Annotated in this window: 23 protein-coding genes; 17 read left to right on the forward strand and 6 right to left on the reverse strand. The window is 55.1% G+C overall.

Translation table 11 applies throughout. The annotated features are described in order from the left end of the window. From B5F54_RS15690 to B5F54_RS15760, 15 genes are all read left to right on the forward strand, one after another. Positions 1–1,574 (forward strand): VirD4-like conjugal transfer protein, CD1115 family (locus tag B5F54_RS15690; protein WP_140400402.1); only part of this gene is annotated, 1,574 nt, incomplete at its 5' end. A 29-nt stretch (positions 1,575–1,603) separates the two neighbouring features. Then, a complete protein-coding gene (locus B5F54_RS15695; protein ID WP_087235135.1) occupies positions 1,604–1,822 on the forward strand; it encodes a Maff2 family mobile element protein in 219 nt (72 codons plus the stop codon). A gap of 66 nt (positions 1,823–1,888) precedes the next feature. Beyond that, positions 1,889–2,755 (forward strand): VirB6/TrbL-like conjugal transfer protein, CD1112 family, encoded by an 867-nt coding sequence (locus B5F54_RS15700; RefSeq protein ID WP_087235136.1) that lies wholly within the window; start codon positions 1,889–1,891, stop codon positions 2,753–2,755. Positions 2,756–2,767: 12 nt separating this feature from the next. Beyond that, complete coding sequence (locus B5F54_RS15705) at positions 2,768–3,664, forward strand: radical SAM protein (protein WP_172749770.1); 897 nt, start codon at positions 2,768–2,770, stop codon at positions 3,662–3,664. A 5-nt stretch (positions 3,665–3,669) separates the two neighbouring features. Next, on the forward strand, positions 3,670–4,071 hold the full coding sequence (locus B5F54_RS15710; RefSeq protein WP_087235137.1) for a PrgI family protein: 402 nt from the start codon (positions 3,670–3,672) through the stop codon (positions 4,069–4,071). After that, positions 4,022–6,442: a VirB4-like conjugal transfer ATPase, CD1110 family gene (locus B5F54_RS15715; RefSeq protein ID WP_087235138.1), complete on the forward strand. Its 2,421-nt coding sequence runs from the start codon at positions 4,022–4,024 to the stop codon at positions 6,440–6,442. Before B5F54_RS15710 ends, B5F54_RS15715 begins: the two co-directional genes overlap by 50 nt. Positions 6,443–6,444: 2 nt before the next feature. Next, a complete protein-coding gene (locus B5F54_RS15720; protein ID WP_087235139.1) occupies positions 6,445–7,080 on the forward strand; it encodes a hypothetical protein in 636 nt (211 codons plus the stop codon). Then, positions 7,068–8,084 carry a DNA cytosine methyltransferase gene (locus tag B5F54_RS15725; RefSeq protein ID WP_087235140.1) on the forward strand — a complete coding sequence of 339 codons (1,017 nt, stop codon included), beginning with the start codon at positions 7,068–7,070 and terminating at the stop codon, positions 8,082–8,084. Before B5F54_RS15720 ends, B5F54_RS15725 begins: the two co-directional genes overlap by 13 nt. Next, positions 8,085–9,983: a C40 family peptidase gene (locus B5F54_RS15730; protein ID WP_087235141.1), complete on the forward strand. Its 1,899-nt coding sequence runs from the start codon at positions 8,085–8,087 to the stop codon at positions 9,981–9,983. It begins immediately after the preceding gene. Next, positions 9,983–10,741 (forward strand): phosphoadenosine phosphosulfate reductase, encoded by a 759-nt coding sequence (locus B5F54_RS15735; protein WP_442856135.1) that lies wholly within the window; start codon positions 9,983–9,985, stop codon positions 10,739–10,741. The genes B5F54_RS15730 and B5F54_RS15735 overlap by 1 nt, the downstream gene beginning before the upstream one ends. After that, positions 10,728–11,009: a DUF4315 family protein gene (locus tag B5F54_RS15740; protein WP_087235142.1), complete on the forward strand. Its 282-nt coding sequence runs from the start codon at positions 10,728–10,730 to the stop codon at positions 11,007–11,009. The genes B5F54_RS15735 and B5F54_RS15740 overlap by 14 nt, the downstream gene beginning before the upstream one ends. After that, positions 10,999–11,733 carry a DUF4366 domain-containing protein gene (locus B5F54_RS15745; protein WP_087235143.1) on the forward strand — a complete coding sequence of 245 codons (735 nt, stop codon included), beginning with the start codon at positions 10,999–11,001 and terminating at the stop codon, positions 11,731–11,733. Before B5F54_RS15740 ends, B5F54_RS15745 begins: the two co-directional genes overlap by 11 nt. Then, positions 11,730–13,829, forward strand: a complete 2,100-nt coding sequence (locus tag B5F54_RS15750; protein ID WP_087235144.1) for a type IA DNA topoisomerase — start codon at positions 11,730–11,732, stop codon at positions 13,827–13,829. The genes B5F54_RS15745 and B5F54_RS15750 overlap by 4 nt, the downstream gene beginning before the upstream one ends. Next, positions 13,816–14,349, forward strand: a complete 534-nt coding sequence (locus tag B5F54_RS15755) for a hypothetical protein (protein ID WP_242969727.1) — start codon at positions 13,816–13,818, stop codon at positions 14,347–14,349. Before B5F54_RS15750 ends, B5F54_RS15755 begins: the two co-directional genes overlap by 14 nt. Before the next feature lie 12 nt (positions 14,350–14,361). After that, a complete protein-coding gene (locus B5F54_RS15760) occupies positions 14,362–16,221 on the forward strand; it encodes an antirestriction protein ArdA (RefSeq protein ID WP_087235145.1) in 1,860 nt (619 codons plus the stop codon). Between the two features lie 352 nt (positions 16,222–16,573). On the opposite strand, the gene B5F54_RS15765 is transcribed toward B5F54_RS15760, so the two are convergent. The 6 genes from B5F54_RS15765 to B5F54_RS15790 form a co-directional block, all read right to left on the reverse strand. After that, positions 16,574–18,082 (reverse strand): RNA-directed DNA polymerase, encoded by a 1,509-nt coding sequence (locus B5F54_RS15765; protein ID WP_087235160.1) that lies wholly within the window; start codon positions 18,080–18,082, stop codon positions 16,574–16,576. A gap of 315 nt (positions 18,083–18,397) precedes the next feature. Further along, entirely contained in the window at positions 18,398–19,057 is a 660-nt protein-coding gene (locus tag B5F54_RS15770; protein WP_087235146.1) for a pentapeptide repeat-containing protein, read from the reverse strand. Between the two features lie 58 nt (positions 19,058–19,115). Further along, positions 19,116–19,451, reverse strand: coding sequence for a DUF6050 family protein (locus B5F54_RS15775; protein ID WP_087235147.1), 336 nt, complete (start codon positions 19,449–19,451; stop codon positions 19,116–19,118). 92 nt (positions 19,452–19,543) lie between these two features. Next, positions 19,544–20,893 (reverse strand): relaxase/mobilization nuclease domain-containing protein, encoded by a 1,350-nt coding sequence (locus B5F54_RS15780; protein WP_087235148.1) that lies wholly within the window; start codon positions 20,891–20,893, stop codon positions 19,544–19,546. Continuing rightward, positions 20,854–21,183, reverse strand: coding sequence for a plasmid mobilization protein (locus tag B5F54_RS15785; protein ID WP_087235149.1), 330 nt, complete (start codon positions 21,181–21,183; stop codon positions 20,854–20,856). The genes B5F54_RS15780 and B5F54_RS15785 overlap by 40 nt, the downstream gene beginning before the upstream one ends. A gap of 255 nt (positions 21,184–21,438) precedes the next feature. Continuing rightward, positions 21,439–21,795, reverse strand: coding sequence for a helix-turn-helix transcriptional regulator (locus B5F54_RS15790; RefSeq protein ID WP_087235150.1), 357 nt, complete (start codon positions 21,793–21,795; stop codon positions 21,439–21,441). Positions 21,796–21,989: 194 nt separating this feature from the next. Between B5F54_RS15790 and B5F54_RS15795 the strand changes: the two genes are divergently transcribed. Both B5F54_RS15795 and B5F54_RS15800 read left to right on the forward strand, forming a co-directional pair. Next, complete coding sequence (locus B5F54_RS15795; protein WP_087235151.1) at positions 21,990–22,652, forward strand: response regulator transcription factor; 663 nt, start codon at positions 21,990–21,992, stop codon at positions 22,650–22,652. Next, complete coding sequence (locus B5F54_RS15800; RefSeq protein WP_087235152.1) at positions 22,640–23,887, forward strand: HAMP domain-containing sensor histidine kinase; 1,248 nt, start codon at positions 22,640–22,642, stop codon at positions 23,885–23,887. Before B5F54_RS15795 ends, B5F54_RS15800 begins: the two co-directional genes overlap by 13 nt. Positions 23,888–23,918 lie beyond the last annotated feature (31 nt).

Consider the following 23,918-nt stretch of genomic DNA (forward strand, 5'->3'; position numbering starts at 1 on the left):
TGGGCGCCGCCGGCGCGGTGCTGATCCGGCTGGCGGTCTACTCCAAAGGCAAGAACGCGAAGAAATACCGCCGGGGGGTCGAGTACGGGAGCGCCCGATGGGGCACCCCGGCTGACATCGCCCCCTACGCAGACCCGGACTTCTTCCAGAACGTCCTCCTCACCCAGACGGAACGGATCACCATGTCGAGCCGCCCCAAGGAGCCCAAGTACGCCAGAAATAAGAATATTTTGGTCATCGGCGGTTCCGGCTCAGGCAAAACGAGGTTCTTTGTCAAACCCAACCTGCTCCAGTGCCATTCCTCCTATGTGGTCACGGACCCCAAAGGCACCATCCTGAACGAGGTAGGAGCCCTGCTGGAGCGCAAGGGATACCGCATCAAAAGCCTGAACCTCATCAATTTCAAAAAATCCATGAAATACAATCCCCTGGCTTATATCCGCAGCGAAAAGGACATTTTGAAACTGGTGAACGCCCTCATTCTCAACACCAAGGGAGAGGGCGAAAAGAGTTCCGAAGATTTTTGGGTCAAGGCCGAACGGTTATACTATTCTGCCCTCATCGGCTACATTTGGTATGAGGCGGAGCCAGAGGAGCGCAACTTCATCACCCTGCTGGACCTTATCAACGCATCGGAGGCCAGAGAGGATGACGAGGAGTTTCAGTCCCCGGTGGATCTGCTGTTTGCCAAGTTGGAAAAGGAGCAGCCGGATCATTTCGCCGTGAAGCAATACCGCAAATTCAAGATGGCTGCCGGCAAAACTCTGAAATCCATCCTGATTAGCTGCGGCGCCCGCCTCTCTCCCTTTGACATTCAGGAGCTGCGGGACCTTATGGCGGAGGACGAACTGGAGCTGGACACCCTGGGCGACCGGAAATCGGCGCTGTTCGTCATTCTCTCCGACACGGACAGCACCTTCAATTTTGTGGCGGCGCTCATGTACTCCCAGCTTTTCAACCTTCTGTGCGACAAGGCGGACGACTTCTACGGCGGCCGCCTGCCGGTCCATGTGCGGTGCCTCCTGGACGAGTTCGCCAACATCGGGCAGATACCCAACTTTGACAAGCTGATCGCCACCATCCGGAGCCGGGAGATCTCGGCTTCTATTATTTTGCAGTCACAAAGTCAGTTAAAGACCATCTACAAGGACGCCGCAGACACCATTGTGGGCAACTGCGACACCACCTTGTTTTTGGGAGGCAAGGAGAAATCCACCCTGAAAGAAATCTCGGAGTTGCTGGGCAAGGAGACCATCGACAGCTTCAATCAATCCGAGAACCGGGGCAGCCAAGTCTCCCACGGTCTTAACTATCAGAAATTGGGAAAGGAGCTGATGACACAAGACGAATTGGCAGTAATGGACGGAGGCAAATGTATTTTCATGCTGCGGGGCGTGCGCCCGTTCCTTTCGGACAAGTACGACCTGACCAGGCATCCCGATTACAAATATACTGCCGACGCCGACAAGAAGTACCTCTTTGATATGGAACGGTACATGAAACGCAGACCGGCCATCCTAAAGCCGGATGAGCCTTTCGAGATGTACGAATTGACAGCCGCAGACCTTCAATAACGATTCTACAACGAAAGGAAATATGAATTATGGATTTTTTCACTAACGCTATCGACGTTTTGCAGACTCTGGTCATCGCCCTGGGTGGCGGCCTGTGCGTGTGGGGCGGTATCAACCTTCTGGAAGGTTACGGCCAGGACAACCCCGCCTCCAAAAGCCAGGGCATCAAGCAGCTGATGGCCGGCGGCGGTGTCGCCCTCATCGGCCTGACCCTGATTCCCCTGCTGTCCGGCCTGCTCACCACCTGATGTCCGCCAACAAACCCCACGGGAGGCCTCGGCACACGGGGCCTCCCGGAAAGGAGGTGATCCCCGTTGATTTTTGACGCAATACAGGAGTGGTTCCAAGAACTGCTCATTGACGGTATCATATCCAACCTGACCGGGATGTTTGATACCCTGAACACAAAGGTGGGCGAGATCGCCGGGGAGGTCGGCATGACACCCGCCGCCTGGAACAGCGGCATCTTCAATATGATCCGCAGCCTTTCGGAAACGGTCATCGTCCCCATCGCCGGCATCATCCTCACCTTTGTCATGTGCTACGAGTTGATCCAGCTCATCGTCGAGAAGAACAATCTCCATGACTTCGACACATGGATCTTCTTCAAGTGGATTTTTAAGTCTTTTTGTGCGGTGCTGATCGTCACGAATACCTGGAATATTGTCATGGCGGTGTTCGATGTGGCGCAGAATGTGGTCAACCAGTCGGCAGGCGTCATCATTTCGGATGCGGGCATCGACATATCCAGCGTGACCGCTGATCTGGAGACCCAGCTTGCAGACTGGAGTATCGGCGCCCTGCTGGGGCTGTGGTTCCAGAGCATCTTCGTGGGACTGTGTACGCAGATACTTTCCATCTGCATCTTCCTGGTCATTTACGGCAGGATTATTGAGGTGTATTTGGTCACTTCGATAGGTCCCATCCCATTTGCCACAATGGTCAACCGGGAATGGGGAAACACGGGGCAGAACTATCTCCGCTCCCTGCTGGCCCTGGGCTTCCAGGCGTTCCTCATAATGATCTGCGTGGGCATCTATGCGGTGCTGGTGGAAGATATTTCGCTCAGCGGCGACAACATTTCCGGCGCTATCTGGGGGTGCATGGGGTACACGGTGCTCCTGTGTTTCACTCTTTTTAAGACCGGCAGCCTCGCAAAATCCCTGTTCGGGGCGCACTAAGGGGGTGGCTGATTGAAGGTTGGATTGATCGATGTGGATTCTCACAACTTTCCAAATCTCTGTCTGATGAAACTCTCCGAATACCATACCCGGCGGGGCGACCGGGTGGAGTGGTGGAGCCCCAAGGGGCATTACGACCTGGTCTATAAAAGCCGGGTGTTCACGGATACCTATTCCAGGGACAACATCACCGTGACCAATGCGGACCAGGTCATCCAGGGTGGCACCGGCTACGGGCCGGGCGGGAAAGACCTTCCGTATGAGATTGAGCACATCCGGCCGAACTACTTTCTCTATCCGCGGTTTTTAGGAACAGCCTACGGATTTTTGAGCCGAGGCTGTCCGAGAAACTGCGGATTTTGCATTGTCAGCGGTAAAGAAGGGCGCAGGAGCGTCAAGGTCGCTGACCTCTTTGAATTTTGGCGCGGCGAGGATGAGATCAAACTGCTGGACCCCAATCTGCTGGCTTGCCCGGACCATGAGGCGCTGCTGGAGCAGCTTGCCGACAGCCGGGCGCTGGTGGATTTCACTCAGGGGCTGGACATCCGACTGACCAGCCCAGACAACATTTCCCTGCTGAACAAGGTGCGAACCAAGGCGGTACATTTTGCCTGGGATAACCCGGAGGAGGATTTGACGGAGTATTTCCGCCGCTTTGTGGAGCATACCGCCATCCGAAGCGACCGAAACCGGCGCGTCTATGTGCTGACCAACTATGGAAGCACCCATGAGCAAGACCTTTACCGGGTGAACACCTTGCGGGCTTTGGGGTATGACCCCTATGTAATGATCTATGAGCGCCCCACCGCCCCTAAGATTACCCGCCATCTTCAGCGGTGGGTGAACAATAAGCGAATTTTCCATGCGGTAAAAGATTTCAAAGACTATATTCCCACAAGAAGGAGTTGATGTGATTGGCCTATGTAACGATCCCGAAGGACCTGAGCAAGGTGCAGAGCAAGGTCCTGTTCGGGCTGACCAAGCGGCAGGTGATTTGTTTCGGAACGGCGGCGCTGATTGGCGTGCCGCTTTTCTTCTTAGCCAAGGGTGCGCTGGGCACCACCACGGCCGCCCTGTGCATGATCCTGGTCATGCTGCCCTTCTTCCTGTTTGCCATGTACGAGCGGAACGGGCAGCCCCTGGAGGTGTTCCTTGGGCACCTCATTCAGAACAAGTTTATCCGCCCAAAGGTGCGGATCTACCAAACCAACAACCTGTACTCCGCCCTGGTGCGGCAGCACGAATTGGAACAGGAGGTGAGAGCGATTGCAGGCAAAAACCGCAAGGGCCAGAAAAACGGCAAAGCCCAGACGTAAGCTGACCCGTGACGAGCGCAGGCAGATCGAGGCGGTGATCCGGCAGGCAAAAGGCGATGGGAAAAACCATACGGTGCAGGACAGCATCCCTTTCCGCAATATGTTCCCGGACGGCCTGTGCCGGCTGGATGGCGGGGCCTTCTCCAAGACCATCGCCTATGAGGATGTGAATTACCGCCTGGCGGGGCCGGAGGACCAGCGGAGCATCTTTGAAAGCCTCTGCGATTTCTATAATGGCTATGATCCCTCCATCGGCGTCCAGGTCACTTTGAACAGCCGCAGCGGAGGCAGCGCCGCCGATGAACTGTTCGGCATCCGCAGGCAGGGCAATGACCTGGACCCCATCCGGGACGAGGCGGTGGACATCCTGCGGATGCAGTACAAGCGGGGCAACAACGGCTATGTGAAAACCAAGTATGTGACCCTGACCATCGAGGCGGAGAATCTTCCGGCAGCACGGGCGCGGTTTGCCCGGATTGAAACCGACACTCTCAACCGCTTCAAGGTCATGGGGGCGGCAGCTCATGTGCTGGACGGAAAGGAACGGCTGGAGCTGCTTTACAACATCCTCCACCCGGAGGGCGGGCAGTTTGCCTTTGAATGGGACTGGCTCCCCGCCAGCGGCCTTTCAGTGAAGGACTTCATCGCTCCGTCCTCCTTCCACTTCGGGGAGACCCGCACCTTCCGCATCGGCAAACGGTACGGAGCGGTGTCCTTCCTGCAAATCCTGGCGCCGGAGATGCACGACCGTATCCTCACCGACTTCATGGAGGCGGACGGGAATATCATGGTGACCATGCACATCCGGGGCATCAATCAGAACGAGGCCATCAAAATGGTCAAGCGAAAGATCACCGACCTGGACGCCATGAAGATACAGGAGCAGAAGCGGGCGGTGCGCAGCGGCTACGATATGGACATCCTTCCCTCCGACCTGTCCACCTACGGCGGCGCGGCGAAAGACCTCCTTACCGACCTGCAATCCCGCAACGAGAGAATGTTCAACATGACCTTTCTGGTGCTGCACACGGCGGAGACCCGGCAAAAGCTGGAGATCGCCGTATCCCAGGCGGCCAGCGTCGCCCAGACCTACAACTGCCTCCTGACCCGGTTGGACTTCCAGCAGGAGGACGGGCTTATGAGCAGCCTTCCCCTGGGCCTCAACCGCATCAAAATCGAACGGAGCCTGACCACATCGGCCCTGGCGGTGTTCGTCCCCTTCGTAACCCAGGAGGTGTTCATGGGCGGCGACGCCATGTACTACGGCCTCAACGCCCTCTCCAACAACATGATCCTGCTGGACCGCAAGCAATCCCGCTGTCCCAACGGCCTTGTGTTCGGCACGCCCGGCAGCGGCAAATCCATGAGCTGCAAGCGGGAAATCACCTTTATTATGCTGATGACCCAGGATAATGTCATCATCTGCGACCCGGAGGACGAGTATTCACCCCTGGTGAAGCGATTGGGCGGTCAGGTGATTCGGCTGTCCCCATCCAGCACCGACTATGTGAACCCCCTGGACATCAATCTCAACTACTCCGAGGAAGAAAATCCGTTGGCGCTGAAATCTGACTTCGTGCTGTCTTTCTGTGAGCTCATCATGGGCAGCAAGACCGGCCTGGAGGCCATTGAGAAAACGGTTATTGACCGGGCGGTGCAGATGATCTACCAGCCCTACTTTGCTGACCCCAGGCCGGAGAATATGCCGATTTTGGGCGACCTGATGAACGCCCTTCTGTCCCAACACATCCCGGAGGCCGACCGGGTGGCCCAGGCATTGGACCTATATGTGAACGGTTCGCTGAACTTCTTCAACCACCGCACTACCGTGGACATCTCCAATCGCCTGGTCTGCTTTGACATCAAGGGTCTGGGCAAGAACCTGAAAAAGCCGGGGATGCTCATTGTTCAGGACGCGGTGTGGAACACCGTCACCATCAACCGGGCGATTGGCCAGTCTACCTGGTATTTCGTGGACGAGTTCCACCTTCTGCTGAAGGAGGAACAGACCGCCGCGTACAGCGCCGAGATTTGGAAGCGCTTCCGAAAGTGGGGCGGCATCCCCACCGGAGCGACCCAGAACCCCAAAGACCTGCTTTCCTCCCCGGAGATTGAAAACATTCTGGAGAACAGTGACTTCATCTATATGCTCAATCAGGCGGCGGGCGACCGGAAGATACTGGCGGAGCGGCTGAATATTTCGTCTGAGCAGCTTGCCTATGTGACCAACTCCGAGCCGGGCCACGGGCTGCTGTTCTTCAATAACGTCATTCTGCCCTTTGCGGATGATTTCCCGAAGGATACCGAACTCTACAAACTGCTCACCACCAAGCCCAGCGAGGTGGAGCACGCGGCGGAAACGGAGGCGTGAATATGAAAAACAAACTGTATGTCATCAACGGAAAGACCTATCTCTCCCACATCAACGATGAGGTCCACTTGTATGGGCTCCTCCACCAGCTCGCTTTTTTGGCTGGCCGCATCAAGGACGAGGAGGATGTGTTCCATGTGCTGGATACGGCGAAGCGGTACGGTGAGATCGCCGAGGAGAAGTTCCAGAGCTGGGGCATCCCCGGCCGCTACCTGGTGTTCGGCGACCCCAAGGATTTGAAGGGGCTCATGGACAAGGAACTGGACGAGGTGGAGGTGGTCCCGGAGGAGGAGCCGAAGCCCAAGAAATATCGGGATGAGTACATCATCCCCGGCAGCGGTTTCCGTATGCTGGTGGGCGACATCTACAACCTGATCGTTCTCTATCACTCCCTGGCCCGCTGCCTGTCGGAGGCGGAGACGGAGAAGGATTTTCTCCGCTTGAAAAAGCGTGCTGGCAATTATGAGAAAGAGATGAAGCGGATCTACCGCAGCCTGGGGCTCCCGGAGGGCAGCGGCGTCGCGCATGATACCCTGGAGGAGGCCATCATCAAGCGTCATAACCTGATTTCGCTGGAGGAAGTGGAGGACGATTCCCAGGATGACGGCCTTGAAGGGGATGAGGTATGGAGCGACTGACCCATGTAAGCCTGTTCTCTGGCATCGGCGGTCTGGACCTGGCGGCGGAGGCAGCCGGATTCGAGACCGTCTGCCAATGTGAATGGGCGGACTACCCCTATTCTATCCTGGAGCGGCACTGGCCGGATGTGCCGAAGTTCCGGGACATTACCACATTTACGAAGGAGGCGTTTTTTGAGAAAACAGGACTTGAAACAGTCACCATCATTTCCGGCGGCTTCCCCTGTCAGCCCTTTTCCACCGCAGGAAAGCGGCGTGGCTTTGCGGATGAACGCTACCTGTGGCCGGAAATGTGCCGCGTTATTGCCGAACTGCGGCCCCGTTGGGTGCTTGGGGAAAATGTTGCTGGCTTCATCAATATGGGGCTCGACAAAACGATTTTTGACCTGGCAAAAGCGGGATACGCTGTTCTCCCATTCGTATTTCCGGCTTGTGGCGTCGGCGCATGGCATGAGCGCCAGCGAACTTTTATCGTCGCGGCTGATGTTTCCCACACCCCTTGCCTCCGACAAATCCACCTGCCGGGACGCTGCCAACCTGGATGTGTTCCTGTCGGACAACGGGATCTTCCGAAAGCGGAACAAGGATGGAACAATCTGGAGCCTGTCCCTGTCGGCGGCGGTATTCTACTTGACGCCAATGGCGGCGGACGGATTCCTGTCGGATATGAAGTCGCAGACCCTTATCCGCAAGAAATGCGCCGGGAGCTTGGCGGCGCAAATGGCAAAGCAGGAACTCCCGACCTCGGACAAAACGGCGCTGAACCCGGACTGGGTGGAATGGCTCATGGGCTTCCCGCAGGGATGGACGGACGTATCCTCTGGGCCAGCGAGCCGGAGAGCGTCCCCCGCATAACCGAGGATACGAAGGATCGGGCGCTGCGGCTGAAAACCCTGGGGAACGCAGTCTGCCCGCCCCAGGCCTATCCCATTTTTCACTACATTTCCCTGATAGAGACCGGGGCGTGCGCCAGCATCTGCCCCTACGGAGGAGGTGACGGATAAATGCAGGAATGGAAAGCCTCCGAAAAGGAAGCGCAGAAGATGACCCGTGATGGGGCCATCTCGGTGAACCTGGTGACTGGCGAGGCCACCCATATTTCAGACCGTCCCCCGGAGCAGGATTATTCTCCTACGGATGAAACGGCGGGGGCATTGAACCGGGCGGTGGACGAGGTGGTGGGACACCGGGATCGCCGGCAGACGAAAAAGGCGCGGCGAAAGCGGCGCGACACCTTTCGGGAGGGTGAGGCGGCCAGAGACCGCCCTTCCTCCCGTTTGCAGTTTTCCGAGACAGACCAGGCGGCGCCGGAACTGAAAAAGGCCATCCGCAAGTCGGACAAGGCGGCGGATCGGCTGGATGCGGCGAAAGCTGCTGTCCCCGTAAAGCCTCCCGGCAAGGAACATGGCAACCCATTGGCCCGGCCGGTGCAGGAAATACGGTCCACCCTCCACGGCGAAGTGAGCAAGGTGGAGGGCGATAACTCCGGTGTTCAGGCCGGCCACCTGGGAGAACGGCAGATTGAGAAGGCCGTGGGCTATGGCAATCGGCGTTTCCATCAGGCGCGTGCGGACCGGAAACTGAAACCCTGGCAGGATGTGAAGCAGGCGGAGCAGGCAGCGGTGAAAGCCAATGCCGATTTCTACTGGCGGAAGTCCGTCATGGAAAATCCCCAGCTTGCGTCCAGTAACCCCATCTCCCGCCTGTGGCAGAAAAAGCGGCTGCAAAAGCAGTATGCCGCCGCACATCGGGCAGGGACCGGCGCGGCCCAGGCTGCGGGAAAGGCATCCCAGACCGCCGCTTCCGCAGCGAAGAAAGGCGGCGGGACCATCGCCCAGAAGCTGGGCGGCCTTGTGATGAAGAACAAACACAACCTTCTCATTGTGGGAGGGATCGGCTTGATCCTCATGCTCATCATGGGGCTGATGCAGTCCTGCACTTCCATGTTTGGGGGCGGGACTTCCGGCCTGGTGGCGTCCTCCTATCTCTCCGAGGACGCGGACCTGACCGGGGCCGAGGCCGCCTATTGTGGAATGGAGGCGGAGCTTCAAGAATACCTGGACACCTACGAGGCCACCCACGACTATGACGAATATCACTTTGACCTGGATGAGATCGAGCATGACCCTTATGTGCTGTTGTCCATCCTGTCGGCGCTCCACGAAGGGGTGTTTACCCTGGACGAGGTGCAAGGCGACCTGGAAATGCTCTTTGACAAGCAGTACATCCTCACGGAAACGGTCACCACGGAGACCCGCTACCGCACCGAGACCCGGACAGACAGCGAGGGCAACGAGTACGAAGTGGAGGTGCCATACACCTGGTATATCTGCACCGTCACGCTGGAAAACTTTGACCTCTCTCATGTGCCAGTCTACATCATGGGCGAGGATCAGCTTTCCATGTATGCCGTGTATATGTCCACCCTGGGCAACCGGCCGGATCTGTTTCCGTCCTCCGGGTATGTGGGCAAGTACATCGAGAACCCGCCTACGGCCTGGGACATCCCCGCCGAGTACCTGACGGATGAACGGTTTGCTACCCTCATCACCGAGGCGGAGAAATACCTGGGATACCCCTATGTGTGGGGCGGGAGCAGCCCGGAGACATCGTTTGACTGTTCCGGCTTTGTCAGCTATGTGCTGACCAGCACCGGCCTGTGTAACACCGGGCGGCTGGGAGCCCAGGGGCTCTACAATATCTCCACGCCGGTATCCGACCCCCAGCCCGGTGATCTGGTGTTCTTTGTGGGCACCTATGACACCAGCGGTATCTCCCATGTGGGTATTTATGTGGGCGACGGGATGATGCTGCATTGCGGAGACCCGATTTCCTACACCAATTTGAATACAAGTTACTGGCAGTCTCACTTTTATGCCTACGGCCGGCCGCCGTATAACTGATGGGAGGTGAAACACACATCAATATGGTTTCCTATGGGGGCGGTGTCAACAGCACCGCCCTTTTAGTCGGTCTGCACCAGCACCGTATCCCGGTAGACCTGATCCTCTTTGCGGATACCGGGGCGGAGCATCCCCACACCTATGCCTACCTGGACATCATGGACCGCTGGCTGAAGGACCACGGGATGCCGCCCATCACCAGAGTGTATAAGACCACGCGGGACGGAAAGCGGCTGACCTTGGAACAGGAGTGCTTGCAGAGCGGCACCCTGCCTTCTATGGCCTATGGCTTCAAGCGGTGTTCCCTGAAACACAAGATCGGGCCGCAGGAAAAGTTCTGCAACCATTATCCGCCCTGCCGGAAGGTGTGGGCGGCGGGCAAACGGGTGGTCAAGTTCATTGGCTACGACGCCGGCGAAGGCTACCGCAGCGACAAGGTGCTGCTGGGGGATCTGGCCGACCCCAAGTACAGCAAGTGGTATCCCCTGATGGAATGGGGATGGGATCGGGCGGCTTGCCAGCGGGCCATTGATGATGCGGGGCTTCCCCAGCCGGGCAAGTCCTCTTGTTTCTTCTGCCCCAGCATGAGGGCGGAGGAGATCATCCGGCTTCGGGACCACCACCCGGACCTGTTCCGGCGGGCCATCGTGCTGGAGGACAACGCCCGTCCCAATTTGAAAACGGTCCAGGGCCTGGGCCGCAACTACTCATGGAAAGAACGGTTTGGAAAGGAGAATTGCACACATGGCAACTGTTGAGAAAATCCGCCGAGACATCGAAAAGACCAAGGAGAAGATCTCCGAGCAGCAGAAGCGCCTCCGCTCTCTGGAGGCGCAGCTCACCGAGGAGGAGAACCTGGAGATCGTCCGCATGGTCAAGGCGGTGAAGATGGACAACCGGGAGCTGACGGCCTTCCTGAAGGCATACGCCAGCGGCCTCATCGCCCTGCCGGAGGGCATGATGGAGGCGGAGGCATCGGCTGCCCCCGGCGAGAACGAGATGGAGGACGCCGAGTATGAAAAATAAGAAAGTGATCCGGCTGTTTTCGGCGATGCTGGCGGTGGTCCTGTGCATGACCGCCTTCTCTGTCACCGCCTTTGCGGGTGGCGGGGATGGAGACTACTACACCGGGGAGACCGCCGAGACGACTCCGGACCCCACCGAGGAACCCGCCACCGAGGGCATGGAGCCGGAGGGCCAGCCCCTTACCCCGGAGGGCAACGCCACCCTGGTGGACGATTTCTACGGCGACAAGCAGCTCATCACAGTCACCACCAAGGCGGGCAACTATTTCTACATCCTGATTGACCGGGCCAACGAGGACGCGGAGACCGCCGTTCACTTCCTGAACCAGGTGGACGAAGCCGACCTCCTGGCCCTGATGGAGGATGGCGAAGTCCAGGAGACCCCGGCGGTCTGCACCTGTACGGAGAAATGCCAGGCCGGTGCGGTGAATACCGCCTGTCCGGTTTGTGCGGTGAATATGAGCGAGTGTGCCGGGAAAGCGCCGGAGGAGGAACCAGAGCCTGAACCGGAGCCGGAGAAGGAGTCCGGCAACAGCGGCGCCCTGGTATTGATCCTGCTGCTGGCGGTGCTGGGCGGCGGCGGAGCCTTCGCCTACATCAAGTTTATCAAGCCCAAGCAGGGCGCAAAGGTCAGCGCCGACCCGGACGACTATGATTTTGAGGATGAGGAGGAATATATCAACGAGGACGCCCCTGAACCGGAAGAAACGGAGGAAACAGAATGAAGCTGGTGGTCTGCGAGAAACCGAGTGTTGCGAAAGCCGTTGCGTCGGCCCTGGGTGTCACATCCAGGGCCGATGGCTGTTTTGAAGGAAATGGGCTCATCGTTTCCTGGTGTGTGGGACACCTGATGTCCCCGATGGACGCAGCCGGATATGACCCCGCCTATAAGAAGTGGAAATATGACGACCTTCCCATCCTGCCGGAGCCCTTCCGTTATGTGTTGGCAAAGGGCAAAGAGGACACCTTCCAGAATTTGAAGCGCCTCATGGAGAGCCCGGATGTGACGGAGCTGGTCAACGCCTGCGACGCCGGGCGGGAGGGCGAGTTGATCTTCCGGCTGGTCTATGAGGCCGCCGGATGCTCCAAGCCCTTCTCCCGCCTCTGGATTTCTTCGATGGAGGACGCGGCGATCCGGGAGGGCTTTGCCAACCTGCGCCCCGGCGCGGACTATGATCCTCTGTATCAATCGGCGCTTTGCCGCCAAAAGGCGGACTGGCTCATCGGCATCAATGCGAGCCGCCTTTTCTCCGTCCTCTACCATCGTACCCTGAATGTGGGGCGGGTACAGACGCCCACCCTTGCCATGCTGGTGGACCGGGACAGCAGGATCACCCTGTTTCGCAAGGAGAAATACCATCATGTGCGGCTGGCGCTGGATGGGGCCGAGGCGGTGTCGGAGAAGATTACTGCCCCGGAGGAGGCGGAGAGCCTGCGGGCGGCCTGTGCCGGCGCATCGGCATCCTGCACCTCCGTCACCCATGAGAAGAAGAAGGAGGCGCCGCCCAAGCTCTACGACCTGACCACCTTGCAGCGGGAGGCAAACCGGATGTTCGGCTACACGGCCAAGCAGACCCTGGACTACGCACAATCGCTGTACGAGAAGAAGCTGCTGACCTATCCCCGGACCGACAGCCTGTATCTGACGGTCGATATGGCGGAGACCGTCTCTGTGGTCCTGCATCTGGCAGCGCAGGTGCCGCCCTTCGATGCTTGCCCGGACTTCTTCCCTGATGTTGCGGCGCTGGTGAATGATGGGAAGGTGTCCGACCACCACGCCATCATCCCCACGCTGGAGCTGGAGAAAGCCGACCTGTCCGAACTGACTGTGGGAGAACGGAACACCTTGCTGCTGGTGTGCCGGGAGCTGCTGTGTGCGGCGGCGGAACCCTATATGTATGAAGCGGTCACGGCCGCTTTTGATTGTGGTGGACACACCTTCACCGCCAAGGGACGGCGCATCCTCTCCGAGGGCTGGCGTGAGATCGACCGCATTTTCCGCGCCTCCCTGAAGGAGCAGCCGGAGGACGAGACGGAGCCCATCGCCCTGCCGAGCTTCACCGAAGGCCAGACCTTTGACCAGGTGGATGCCTCTGTCACCGAACACTTCACCGCCCCGCCCAAGGCGTACACGGAGGACACCCTTCTGGCGGCGATGGAGACCGCCGGAAAAGAAGATATGCCGGAGGACGCCGAGCGCAAGGGCCTGGGCACCCCGGCGACCAGAGCGGCGATCCTGGAAAAGCTGGTGGCGGCCGGATTTGTGGAGCGCAGAGGCAAAAGCCTGGTTCCCACCAAGGCGGGGATCAACCTGGTTACAGTTCTGCCGGACACCTTGACCTCTCCCATGCTCACGGCGGAGTGGGAACAGAAACTGACCGCCATCGCCAGGGGCGAAGGAGACCCCGCCGCTTTCATGGCGGGGATCTCTGAAATGACGCGGGAGCTGGTAAAAACCTATTCCCATATCTCCGAGGAAGGTCAGAAACTGTTCGCCCCGGAGCGGGAGGTCGTGGGCCTCTGCCCCCGCTGCGGCAAACTAGTCTACGAGGGCAAAAAGAATTTTTACTGCTCCGACCGCTCCTGCCGCTTCGTGCTGTGGAAGGATGACCGCTTCTGGACCTCCCGCAAAAAGGAGCTGACCCGGAAGATGGCTGCCGACCTGTTGAAGAAGGGCCGCACCTCCGTCAGGGGGATGTGGTCTGAAAAGAAGGGCGCCGCTTATGACGCGGTGGTGGTGCTGGATGATACCGGCGAAAAGTATGTCCGCTTCAAACTGGAGTTTCCCAAGCGAAAGGAGGGTGTGAATGGCAAAAAGTAAATCGGATATTTCGCTGAACGATCTGAAAGCAATGCTCCCCCAGGAGGGGGAACCTGCGGAGTTGGAGGCAACGCTTCGAGCTCTGTCCTCCCTCTCCCCGGAGGATAGGGATCTCCTGGCCACTGTGCAGGAGTCTCCCTTCCGCCTGACCACTTTGGAGCAGTTCCGAGAGTTTCCCGCCAACACGGAGTATTTCATCTTGGAGAACAACATCAGCAAAGTGGAGGATGTGGGCTGGCGCTATCTGGCGCAGCATTTGGACATCCTTCTGCCTCCGGAGCTGCTGGACGCCATTGATCCCGTTCCCTTCGGCAACCATGCCATGCGGGAAGAACAGGGGTGCTTTACGAGCCGAGGCTATCTCACTCTCTCCGGCGATGAGTGGGAGCATGAGCGCCCCAAGGAGAGGCAGACGGAGAAAAAGCCCTCCATTAAGGAGCGGCTGGAGCAGAGCCGGAAAGAGTGTGCGGGTCAGAGCAAGGCGCAGCCCCATCGGGAAAAGTCTGCGCCGGAACTGTAAGGAGGTGTCGCTATGCCCCATTATGACTATGACAAAGATTATCCCTTTGCCGCCTTCATCACCAACCTGGGCAAGTACAATGAGGGCGCCCTTGTGGGTGAATGGGTGAAGTTTCCCACCACGGCGGAGGAACTGAAAAAGGTCTTTGAGCGCATTGGGATTGGGTCGAAGGACGAATTTGGGCAAACCTATGAGGAATGGTTCATCACGGACTATGATTGCTATGTGGACGGCCTCTATGACCTGCTGAGCGAGTATGCCAACCTGGACGAACTGAACTACCTGGCCTCCAAACTGGATGATATGAGCCAGGATGAATATGAGCGGTTCCTGGCGGCCATGGAGATCGGCGACCACACGGGCAGCATCCAGGAGCTTATCAACCTGACGGAGAACCTGGACTGCTACGATATTTACCCCGACATCCACGACCACGACGATCTGGGCCGGTATTACATCGAGGAACTGGACGCCATGCAGGTGCCGGAGCATCTGCGTAACTACATCGACTATGAGGCATACGGGCGGGACATTGCCCTGGAGGAAAGCGGCCAGTTCACCGACCTGGGCTATGTGCGGGACACCGGGGACAGCTTCCATGAGTATTACGATGGCGAGCGCGGCAGCATCCCGGAGGAATACCGGGTGATGACCTTCCAGGACGACATCCCCGAAGAAGAAATTTCAGAATGGGTCATGGACCTTGCCTACGATATGGACGAGTTTTTCCGGCAGCACGACCCGCAGTATGCCGCCGAACACCCGGAGGAACACGCGGCAAAGAAAGAAATTTACGAAAACCTGATGGCCGGGCGCATCTCTGCTCTGGACGAGAAGCTGGCCGCCCTGGGGCAGACCCAGGAGGACTATCTGCCTTCGGAGATCGAGAAATTCAAGGATGCCACCGGCTATGAGGAATTTCTGGATGTAGACCCCCAGGCAATCCGGGAGGCCATCGAAAACCCGGATCAGTCCCATGTGGACGAGATGCTGGCCTTTGCGGAACAGGCAAACCGGGAGTATGAGGCGGAGTTGTATGGGCAGCAAGCGGCGCCTACCCCGGACGACCGGGAGACCGGCGAGACGGTGCGGACCCCCAGGGGCACCTTCCATGTGACGGATATGAGCCGGGAACAGATGGAGGCGGCCGGATACGGTTTCCACCATGAGTCCGAGGACGGGAAGTATCTCATCATGGCCAACGGTAGCCGCGCCTTTGCCATCCCCAACGGAGACACCCCCGAACATACCGCGCCGGAAAAATTGACTGTCCTGGTGGTGGAGCCCATGAAGGAGCCCTATGTAAAGGAGATCGACCCCGGCCTCCATGCGCTGCAAGCGGAGGTGGGCGGCGACATTGCCGCCTCCTATCCCTTTGACGATCCGGTGGGGCTGGTGCTGAACGACGAAGGCAAGCTCATCGGTCTGGACCTGAACCGTTCCCTCCGGGACGACCATGGGGAGATTTATGACATTGTGGCGGGCACCTTCCTGGTGGTGGGCCTGGGGCCGGAAAGTTTCGCGTCCCTGCCCCCGGACATGATTCAGAAGTACACCGAGCAATTCAAGCGGCCGGAGCTGTTCGCCAGCATCAACGGGCAAATCGTATCCGTTCCCGTGGAGCCGGAAAACCCGCTGCGCACGGCGGAAATGACCCTGGAGGATGACTACGGCATGATTGACGGGATCATCAACAATGGCCGCCGTGGGGAGGAATTGGAGAAAGCCCAGGCCGAGGCGCGCAGGACCACGCCGGAGAAAAAGCCCTCCATCCGGGAGCGGCTGGAGGACGCAAAGCGGGAGTGCGCAGAGAGGAAAGTCCCGGACAAGCCCGCCCCGCAGAAGAAGCCCCCGGAGCTGGGCGACTTATGAGCCGGAGCAAGAAATGGCGTCTGGAATGGGCATTCTTCCTGGGTGAGAACGGCAGGCGCCAGTATAACAAGCTCTGTAAGGGCTGCGTTCATCCCTGCAAGCAGAGTTTCCGAACAGTAGTAGTGTCCTGCCCGCACTATCTTTCCCGCCGCTCTAAAAAGTGCGGGAATTAGGGTTCAAAATGGGCGAAGAAACAGCCTGTGGCGGCTTTCCTGTATAGGGACAGTATGATTTCCCATGTGGGGCGGTAGGGCGTTTCTGCATAGGAAAAATGCTGGATTTTCACCTTTTGTCAAGCAAAATGGGAGCGTCAACATCGGATGCAGTTATCCGAGGTTGGCGCTCCCGTTTTTTATGGATATTTTACAAAGGATATTCCAGCCCTTTTTAGAGGTTTCCATTCACCTTTCAAATCACTTTGTGGAAGGATTTCATAGACAAATAACCAATTCCTGTTAAAATCATCCTCATTTGAGGCCAGATTTCGGGCATGACTCTTCATCTTCTTGTTGGCGGTGTCATTGTTATTCTTCTTAAAATACAAAAAGGCAAAAAGTTTGAATAGGCATGAGTTACTGGCTATAGCGTCATCTGGATCGACTTTAACAATTTCAAAGCCATATTTAATTGAGAAATATAGTGCATAGCATATTAGTTCATAATTCTTTTCATCCAATCCTTTCTCAAATAATTTTTGGGATAGCTTTTCAATTTCTACACCTGAAACAGAAAATTTTTCAAAGACACTTTTTTCAAGCAAAGGGACTAAATAAGGATAGATAAGGCAAAGGTGAAATATGGTTTTAATGCAATACTCTTTAGCATTGGGGGTTAATTCTTGCCCGGCTAATACTTTGATAGCATAGTTCAGAATGGCGGAGTTCATTTTGTTTGTTTGCATCAGTTCAATAGCTGAATCCAAATATGCCCTGGCACCAATAAAGTCCAGTTTCCCATTCCGTTGCATAATTGATACGGAATTTATCTTGCGTACCCATTGTTCAACAGATGCGACGGGAAGTTCCTCAATTTCTGTTTTCTTGAAGTTTAAGGAAAGATCAAAATTGCGCAGTTCTTCTCCCAATGCGATTAAAAACTTTTGCCCTGATTCATATGTGTCCACATAGCAAGTGTAATCATCAATATTTCTGATGTATCGCCAACCAGCATCATAAAGGCGCTTGTCAATAACAGTTAAAATCAACTCAGATAAAAGATTTGAAGCATGAGGGCCAATTAGCAAACCATGCGTTTCCCCGTTCTTACAATTCTGTGTTAAATGGTCAATCTGATTATACCACTCTGACTGGTCACTCTTTCTGCTGTGCTCTTTCGCATATGTTTTTCCAACCAACGCCCAAGGAATTGCATGTGTATAAATGCTTGGGAAACAGGTTGAAATATCTGCTCTGACAATATACCTGTTTCCTATCAGCAAGTCTGGCTCGGGGGTTCCGTCTGTTTTCCAATTAGAATAACTCATTGAAAAAAGAGCATTGCTTTTACCAAGTTTCCGAATATGAATACGACTGATTTTATAATTCTGATTTGAAGTTTGATTTGAAAAATGCGTTTGGAGCTTGTCCCAGTTATCTGCAAGGCACCGACACAATTTCTGATAAGCCATCGGATTTGGAATACCCAACGGACGTGGGACATTTATATTCCTCATGCTTTCATGATAAATATATTGTCTCCATCCATCAGCAAAAGGGGTATTAAGGGTTGTACAATAATTGTAGAATGCCTCAGAGCTTAAAATAGGTGGGAGTTTTTCTGTAAAAAGCCCATATGCAAGCAATCTCCTGTATAGTTCATCAGGAGAAATATCATTCATAATATCTGCATAACTTTTTAGCAAATGAGTCCCCCCCCACATTCTAATAATAGTCATTATATCACACACTTCTACCTATTAAAAGTAAAAGCGGGAGCGCCGCCTCGGTTTGAACCGAGGGGGACGCTCCCGCAATTTTTTGATATTACCCCAAACAATCGAGAGGGGCCAGACCTAAAAGTTTCGCAATAATCATGCTAAAAAAGCCGATAAAGGTACTCCAATCAGAAATCATAGACATCCCTCCTCGAATGTTAGCTATCATGTTACAGTCCCCGATCACTTATCACTAAGTCACATTAGCAACACAATCCCTCTCGATTGTGTGGGGCGGGACATCTAAATTATAGCAGAACTTTTTAACCCATTCAAGGTTCGCTCCAACTTTTTATAAGTCGTTATTTGGCTGGTTGGACAAGAAGCAAGACTGTGTAGAAGATTTGGAAGGCTATCCCCATATCTCTTCTGCAATAAAAATAAATTGAGATGGTTATATTTTGTATCTGAAATAAATAATAACTTGTTTTTTCTTAGGTCTCTATTATCTTTTAACTCTTGAAGAACGATTGACAATTCATCGGACATATTGCAGGTAGGATAAATATTGTATATGCGGATGCCAGAAAGATCATTGATATTTTTGAAACCTGCAAGGTTCGTATTAACAACTATTGAATAGGAGAATGTTGTGGTGGAAAAATCACAATTCTTAAATTTGCATCCCATGAATACACAATCACGAAATTCTGTGTTATGGAATAAACAACTGTTAAATGTCGTTCCCCAAAAGTCGCAACCGTAGAATACTGCTTTTTTGAAGTTCACTTTTGTAAAGTGTGAACCTCTAAAATTCACAAAAGTAAATTTTTGCAATTCGGCATCGCAATTTACGATATGGCTTTTTGCCATATATCTGCAATGTAGTGCTCTAAGTGTTTTCCTTTTTTGCCCTTTATAAGTAATCAATCTTAGTCGGTCTATTTTATATGTCTGTCCCATTCAATCACCTTCACTTTACCACAACTAAAGTGTATAACAAATTAACACTGATTTCAAATCATTTCACTACGGCTATTCGGTAGATGGTGAGGGGCACATACCAGGCAGCCACCAGCAGCCGCCAAACCAGGACGAAGCCCCCGATGAGACCGCCGATGACGAAGTTCAGCACGAACAGCGCGGCGCCGCCGCCCAGAGAGCCGCCGCCCGGCTCGATCCAGACGCACATCCGATGGATGCCGAAGGGCAGGCCGCAGAGTATCCAGAGCCAGAGAAGATCCAGTTTTCCATCCCTTACGCAGGCGGATTTGAAAATGCAGTACAGAAGCCCGGCGATGGCAACGGGCAAAACTGCCTTCTTGAAAAAATCCTTGATGGCCTCGGTCTTCGTCATTTGCGCCACCTCCATTCATATCACCATTATACAGGCAAAATCCAAACAAGCCCAGGGGCATTTGCTAAATTTAGAAAAGCGTACCACCAGCCCTATTCCAGTTCGTTGCTCCGCTGCCTCTGCGGTTCCGCCTCTCTCGGCTTTTCCAGCAGGGCCTCCACATTCTGCCGAAGGGTGTCATACTCCCGTTCCTCCCGTTGAGCTTTTCGATATTCCGATTGCAGGGCGGTCCGCCTGGCGGTAAGTTCATCCATTTTGGCCCGGAGTCGCTGGGCGGCGGGCAGGGGTACGGCGTTCAACCGTTTCAGTTCCCTTGCCGCCGCCTCGAACAGGATGGTCTCACTCTCATGCCCCCGGAGGAATTTCTCCTTGTCCCTGGACTGGCGGTATTGGTCATACAGGGGGCGGAGCTGGCGATAGGTGGCAGCGTGCTTCATAGTGAGGGTCAGCCGCTCCATTTCCTTTTCGGCGGTTCGGAGATCCGCCTTTATCCTGGCGGTGGTGGCTGCCGCCCCATCGCACCGCTCGGACAATTCCTCCAAACTTCCAATGCCATGCTCCGTCAGGAAGTTCAGCGTTTCCGCTGCCCGCTTTAGGTTCTCAATGGTTGCCCAATGTTTGTAGCCGGCACTCTGCTGAGCTTTGATATTGTTCTGGATGTCGATGAGCAGGCTGGGCCTCCCGGTGCGTTGTTTCGGCTGGCGGGAAGGACCTGGCCTGTCGGCGATCCGGGCGGTCAGAGCTTCCTCCGCATAATCCGCACCCAGGGTTTTCAACCGGGTGAACCGCTCCTGACCCGGAGCTCTGGCGGATATGTACTTGCCCCGTTTCAGTTCGTACCCTTCTCGCTGGAGGCGACGGAGCAGGTCCTCCAAATCGGTGCAGCCGGGCAGAAGCCGGTCGATGGCGGAGCGGAGCTTCGCCTTGTAGCTGGTGCCGCTCTGTTCCGCCTGATGCTCAATGTAGCTCTTGCCCTTGTCTTGACCGGGAACAATGACGGACAGGCCATGCTCTTTGCAGATACGGTCGCTGGTGCGGCGGATCTCATGGTAGCTTCTCTTGTTGGAGTGGTAGTGCCGGTGGTCCTGGAAACTGACCGCATTGAAGATCAGGTGATTATGGACGTGGTCCCTGTCAATGTGAGTGGTGAGGACAAATTCATATTTGCCGCCCAGGACCGCCCGCGCCAGTTCCATGCCGATCCGGTGGGCTTCCTCCGGTGTGACCTCCCCAGGCTCAAACGCCTGGATGAGGTGCCGGCCCAGGTTCGTTCCCTTGTCGATGGCGTGGCGGCGGGTCCAGGCAAATTCAATGTCGGCGGTCTCGGCGGTGCAGCCGAAGGAGGATACCAGCAGCTTTCCGTCCGTCTTGTCGGGATTGCAGATATAGTCAATCGCCGCTTTCAGCGTTGACTTAATAGGATGCGTCTTTGTAACTGCCATATCTGCTCCAATCTCTCCCGGATCTCCTCCATGTCAGCCTGATAGGTAGGACCTCCCGCGTTGACTCGCTTAGCAATCTGATTGATGTTCCGGCCAATGGAGCCCAGGGCTTTCGTCATTTCCTTAATGTCAGTGGTGTCCACCTGGATGATATACCCATCAATCGCCATCTTGCGCAGATACGCCCCATACCTCTTTGTGGGGAACTGAGTCATCTTCTCGTCAATGAGCCGTTTTTCCTCCTCTGTCACCCAGAACTTCATCTGTATATTCCGTTTCCTGTTTGCCATCGTGGTATCTCGCCTCTTTTCGTATCAGGGTTTGGGATGTTCCCAACAAGCATTTTTCGGGTTTAGGGGGAGGGTTCCCTAAAGCCAAAAATCGCAAGCGGGTACTCGCTTGCTGTGCTTGCTGATCGCTACTCTTTCGTACCTTAGTAATACGGAAACGGAGAATTTGGCTACCTTCTGAAAAAGAAAAAACGCTACAAACTTTATCCGTTCATAGCGTCTTTCATACCCTGTTCAGTTGTACCGGGAACACAGCTATTCCCCCTTCTCTCTGGCGTCCAGAAGGGCCCGCGCTGTTGCTATAATGATTCCGATTTCCGTATCATTCAGGTCATCGGCCAGGGCGTCAAGCTGGCGGCGTGCCGTGGTCTTTCCGTCCACTGCCTCCCCGAAAAGGATTTGATCCACGGAAACATGATAGCGCGCCATAAGCTCCAAAAAGATTTGAACGCTTGGGTGCTGCCCTTTGTTCTCTATGTTTGCCAGGTATCGGGGAGAGAGGAACATCTCATTTCCCACCTTGTTGCGGGATTCCTTGCGCCCGGTTCTTGCTTTTTTGATTGCCGCCCCATACGGGCGGAAGTCGATTTTCTTTACTGGTCTCTTTGACATATTCATTCACCCAGTTACATTGTACTGTTCCTTTTTTGCACTGAATATGTCTATATAATTCCTCTATATAGCCAATATAATTCATATTTTGTGGGCTGTCAGAATTGCGTATGTGGTATATAATTGTAATAGAGAGCAAACTTGACCAATTATAGACTTTTCCCTATTATGATACCAGCGAGCGAGGTGAAACCATGAGCTATACAATTATGGTGATTGATGACGAGCAAATGATTTTAGATATGCTGCGGGATCAATTTGAGATGGAACAGTATCAAGTAATCACGGCAAAAAGCGGCGAGGAGGCCCTGCAAAAGCTGACCCAGCAGCCGGATATTATTCTGCTGGACATCAATATGCCGGGGATGGATGGCCTTGAATTGTGCCGGGCGATCCGTGACCATGTGGCCTGCCCCATCTTATTTTTGACCGCCCGGATTGAGGAGGCGGACCGTGTAGCTGGTCTGCGGGCAGGCGGTGATGATTACATTTTGAAACCGTTCAGTCTGGCAGAACTGACCGCTCGGGTGGAAGCCCATCTGCGCAGGGAGAGCCGCATCCAGCAAAAAATCAGTGTACGGGGCTTTGGAGACATTGTGGTGGACTACGCCGCAAGGACAGTCTCCCAAAATGGCCAGCCCATAGAACTTTCCAAGGTGGAATTTGACATCGTGGAACTGCTTTCCCTCCACCCTGGACAAGTGTTCAGCCGGGAAACAATTTATGAACAGGTGCGGGGCTTTGACGGCACCGCTGACAATGCTGTGGTGAAGGAACACATCCGCCGCATCCGAAACAAGCTGGGGGCGCAGTATATTGAAACAGTCTGGGGGTGCGGCTATAAATGGGTAAAATAAAACACTGGCTTCGCTCCATGCCTCTCCGCCGGGCTTTCGTATCACTTGTCCTTGTTATGGCGGTGCTTGTAGCAGGTATTTCGGCAGCGACCATTTTTACCTGTGTCAACGTGCAAAATCACATCTTGGAAAGTGTAACGGACTATCAGGTGCTGCCACCCCAGGAAACTGAGGATGAATATAACCTGGTGATTGCGGATGATGAACAGATTGTCCCAGGGGAAAATGGACAGCTTGTGATTTTATCCACCGAGTACCAAATCGCCAACCTGAGCGATACCCAGCGGGTGGCCTACTATGCGGCAAAAGCAGCCGTGGTCCTGGTGCCGACCTTACTTTTTGTGCTTGGTACGATCTTCTGCGCTTGGATGTTCTATTCCATCAAACTGAAACAGCCGCTGTCATTACTCTTGCAGAGCGCCGACCGCATATCACAAAGCGACTTGGATTTTTGTTTGGACTATCCCGCTTCGGACGAAATGGGTGAGCTCTGTCGGGCGATGGAAACCATGCGGGCCGCCCTTCTAAAAAATAATCAAGAGACCTGGGCTATGATGGAGGAACGGCGCAAGCTCAGCGCCTCCATCGCCCATGACCTCCGTACCCCCATCACCGTGATGAAGGGCTACACAGAATATCTCACACATAATGTCCCGCTGGGACGCATCAGCGAGGACAAACTGCTGGACACAATCCACAATCTTTCCTTGGCAACGGAGCGGTTGGAGCAGTACGCAAACCAGGTGCGCGAAATACAGGCGATGGACGCTATCCCAGTGAAGCCAACAGCCTGTCCTCTGAGGGAATTTTTTGAGGAACAGGAGGACGAATACACCGTTTTGGCGCAGCGGCACCAGCTTCAATTCTCTATGGATATTAGTGGGGTCCCGGATATTCAGGTCATGCTGGATGGGACCTTGGTACATCGCATGATTGACAATGTGATTTCTAATGCTCTGCGCTTCGCCCGCCATGAAATTGCTTTGAAGGCCGGATGGCAAGAAGGAGTGCTTATCATCCAGGTATATGATGATGGGGCAGGCTTTTCGGAAGAATCCCTCCGCTCCGCCACAAGGCCGTTTTACAAAGAGAATACGGAAAATGACCACTTCGGGCTTGGCCTCTCAATCTGCAACACCCTGTGCCAGAAACAAGGTGGAACGCTCTCTCTGAGCAATCGCAACGGGGCCTGCGTGGAAATGCAGATACAAGCAGAAAAAATTGATGCCGATTGACCAATCGTAGACCTTTTCCCATTATGCTCTC

Source organism: Anaeromassilibacillus sp. An250 (genome assembly GCF_002159845.1).
Lineage (GTDB): Bacteria > Bacillota > Clostridia > Oscillospirales > Acutalibacteraceae > Anaeromassilibacillus > Anaeromassilibacillus stercoravium.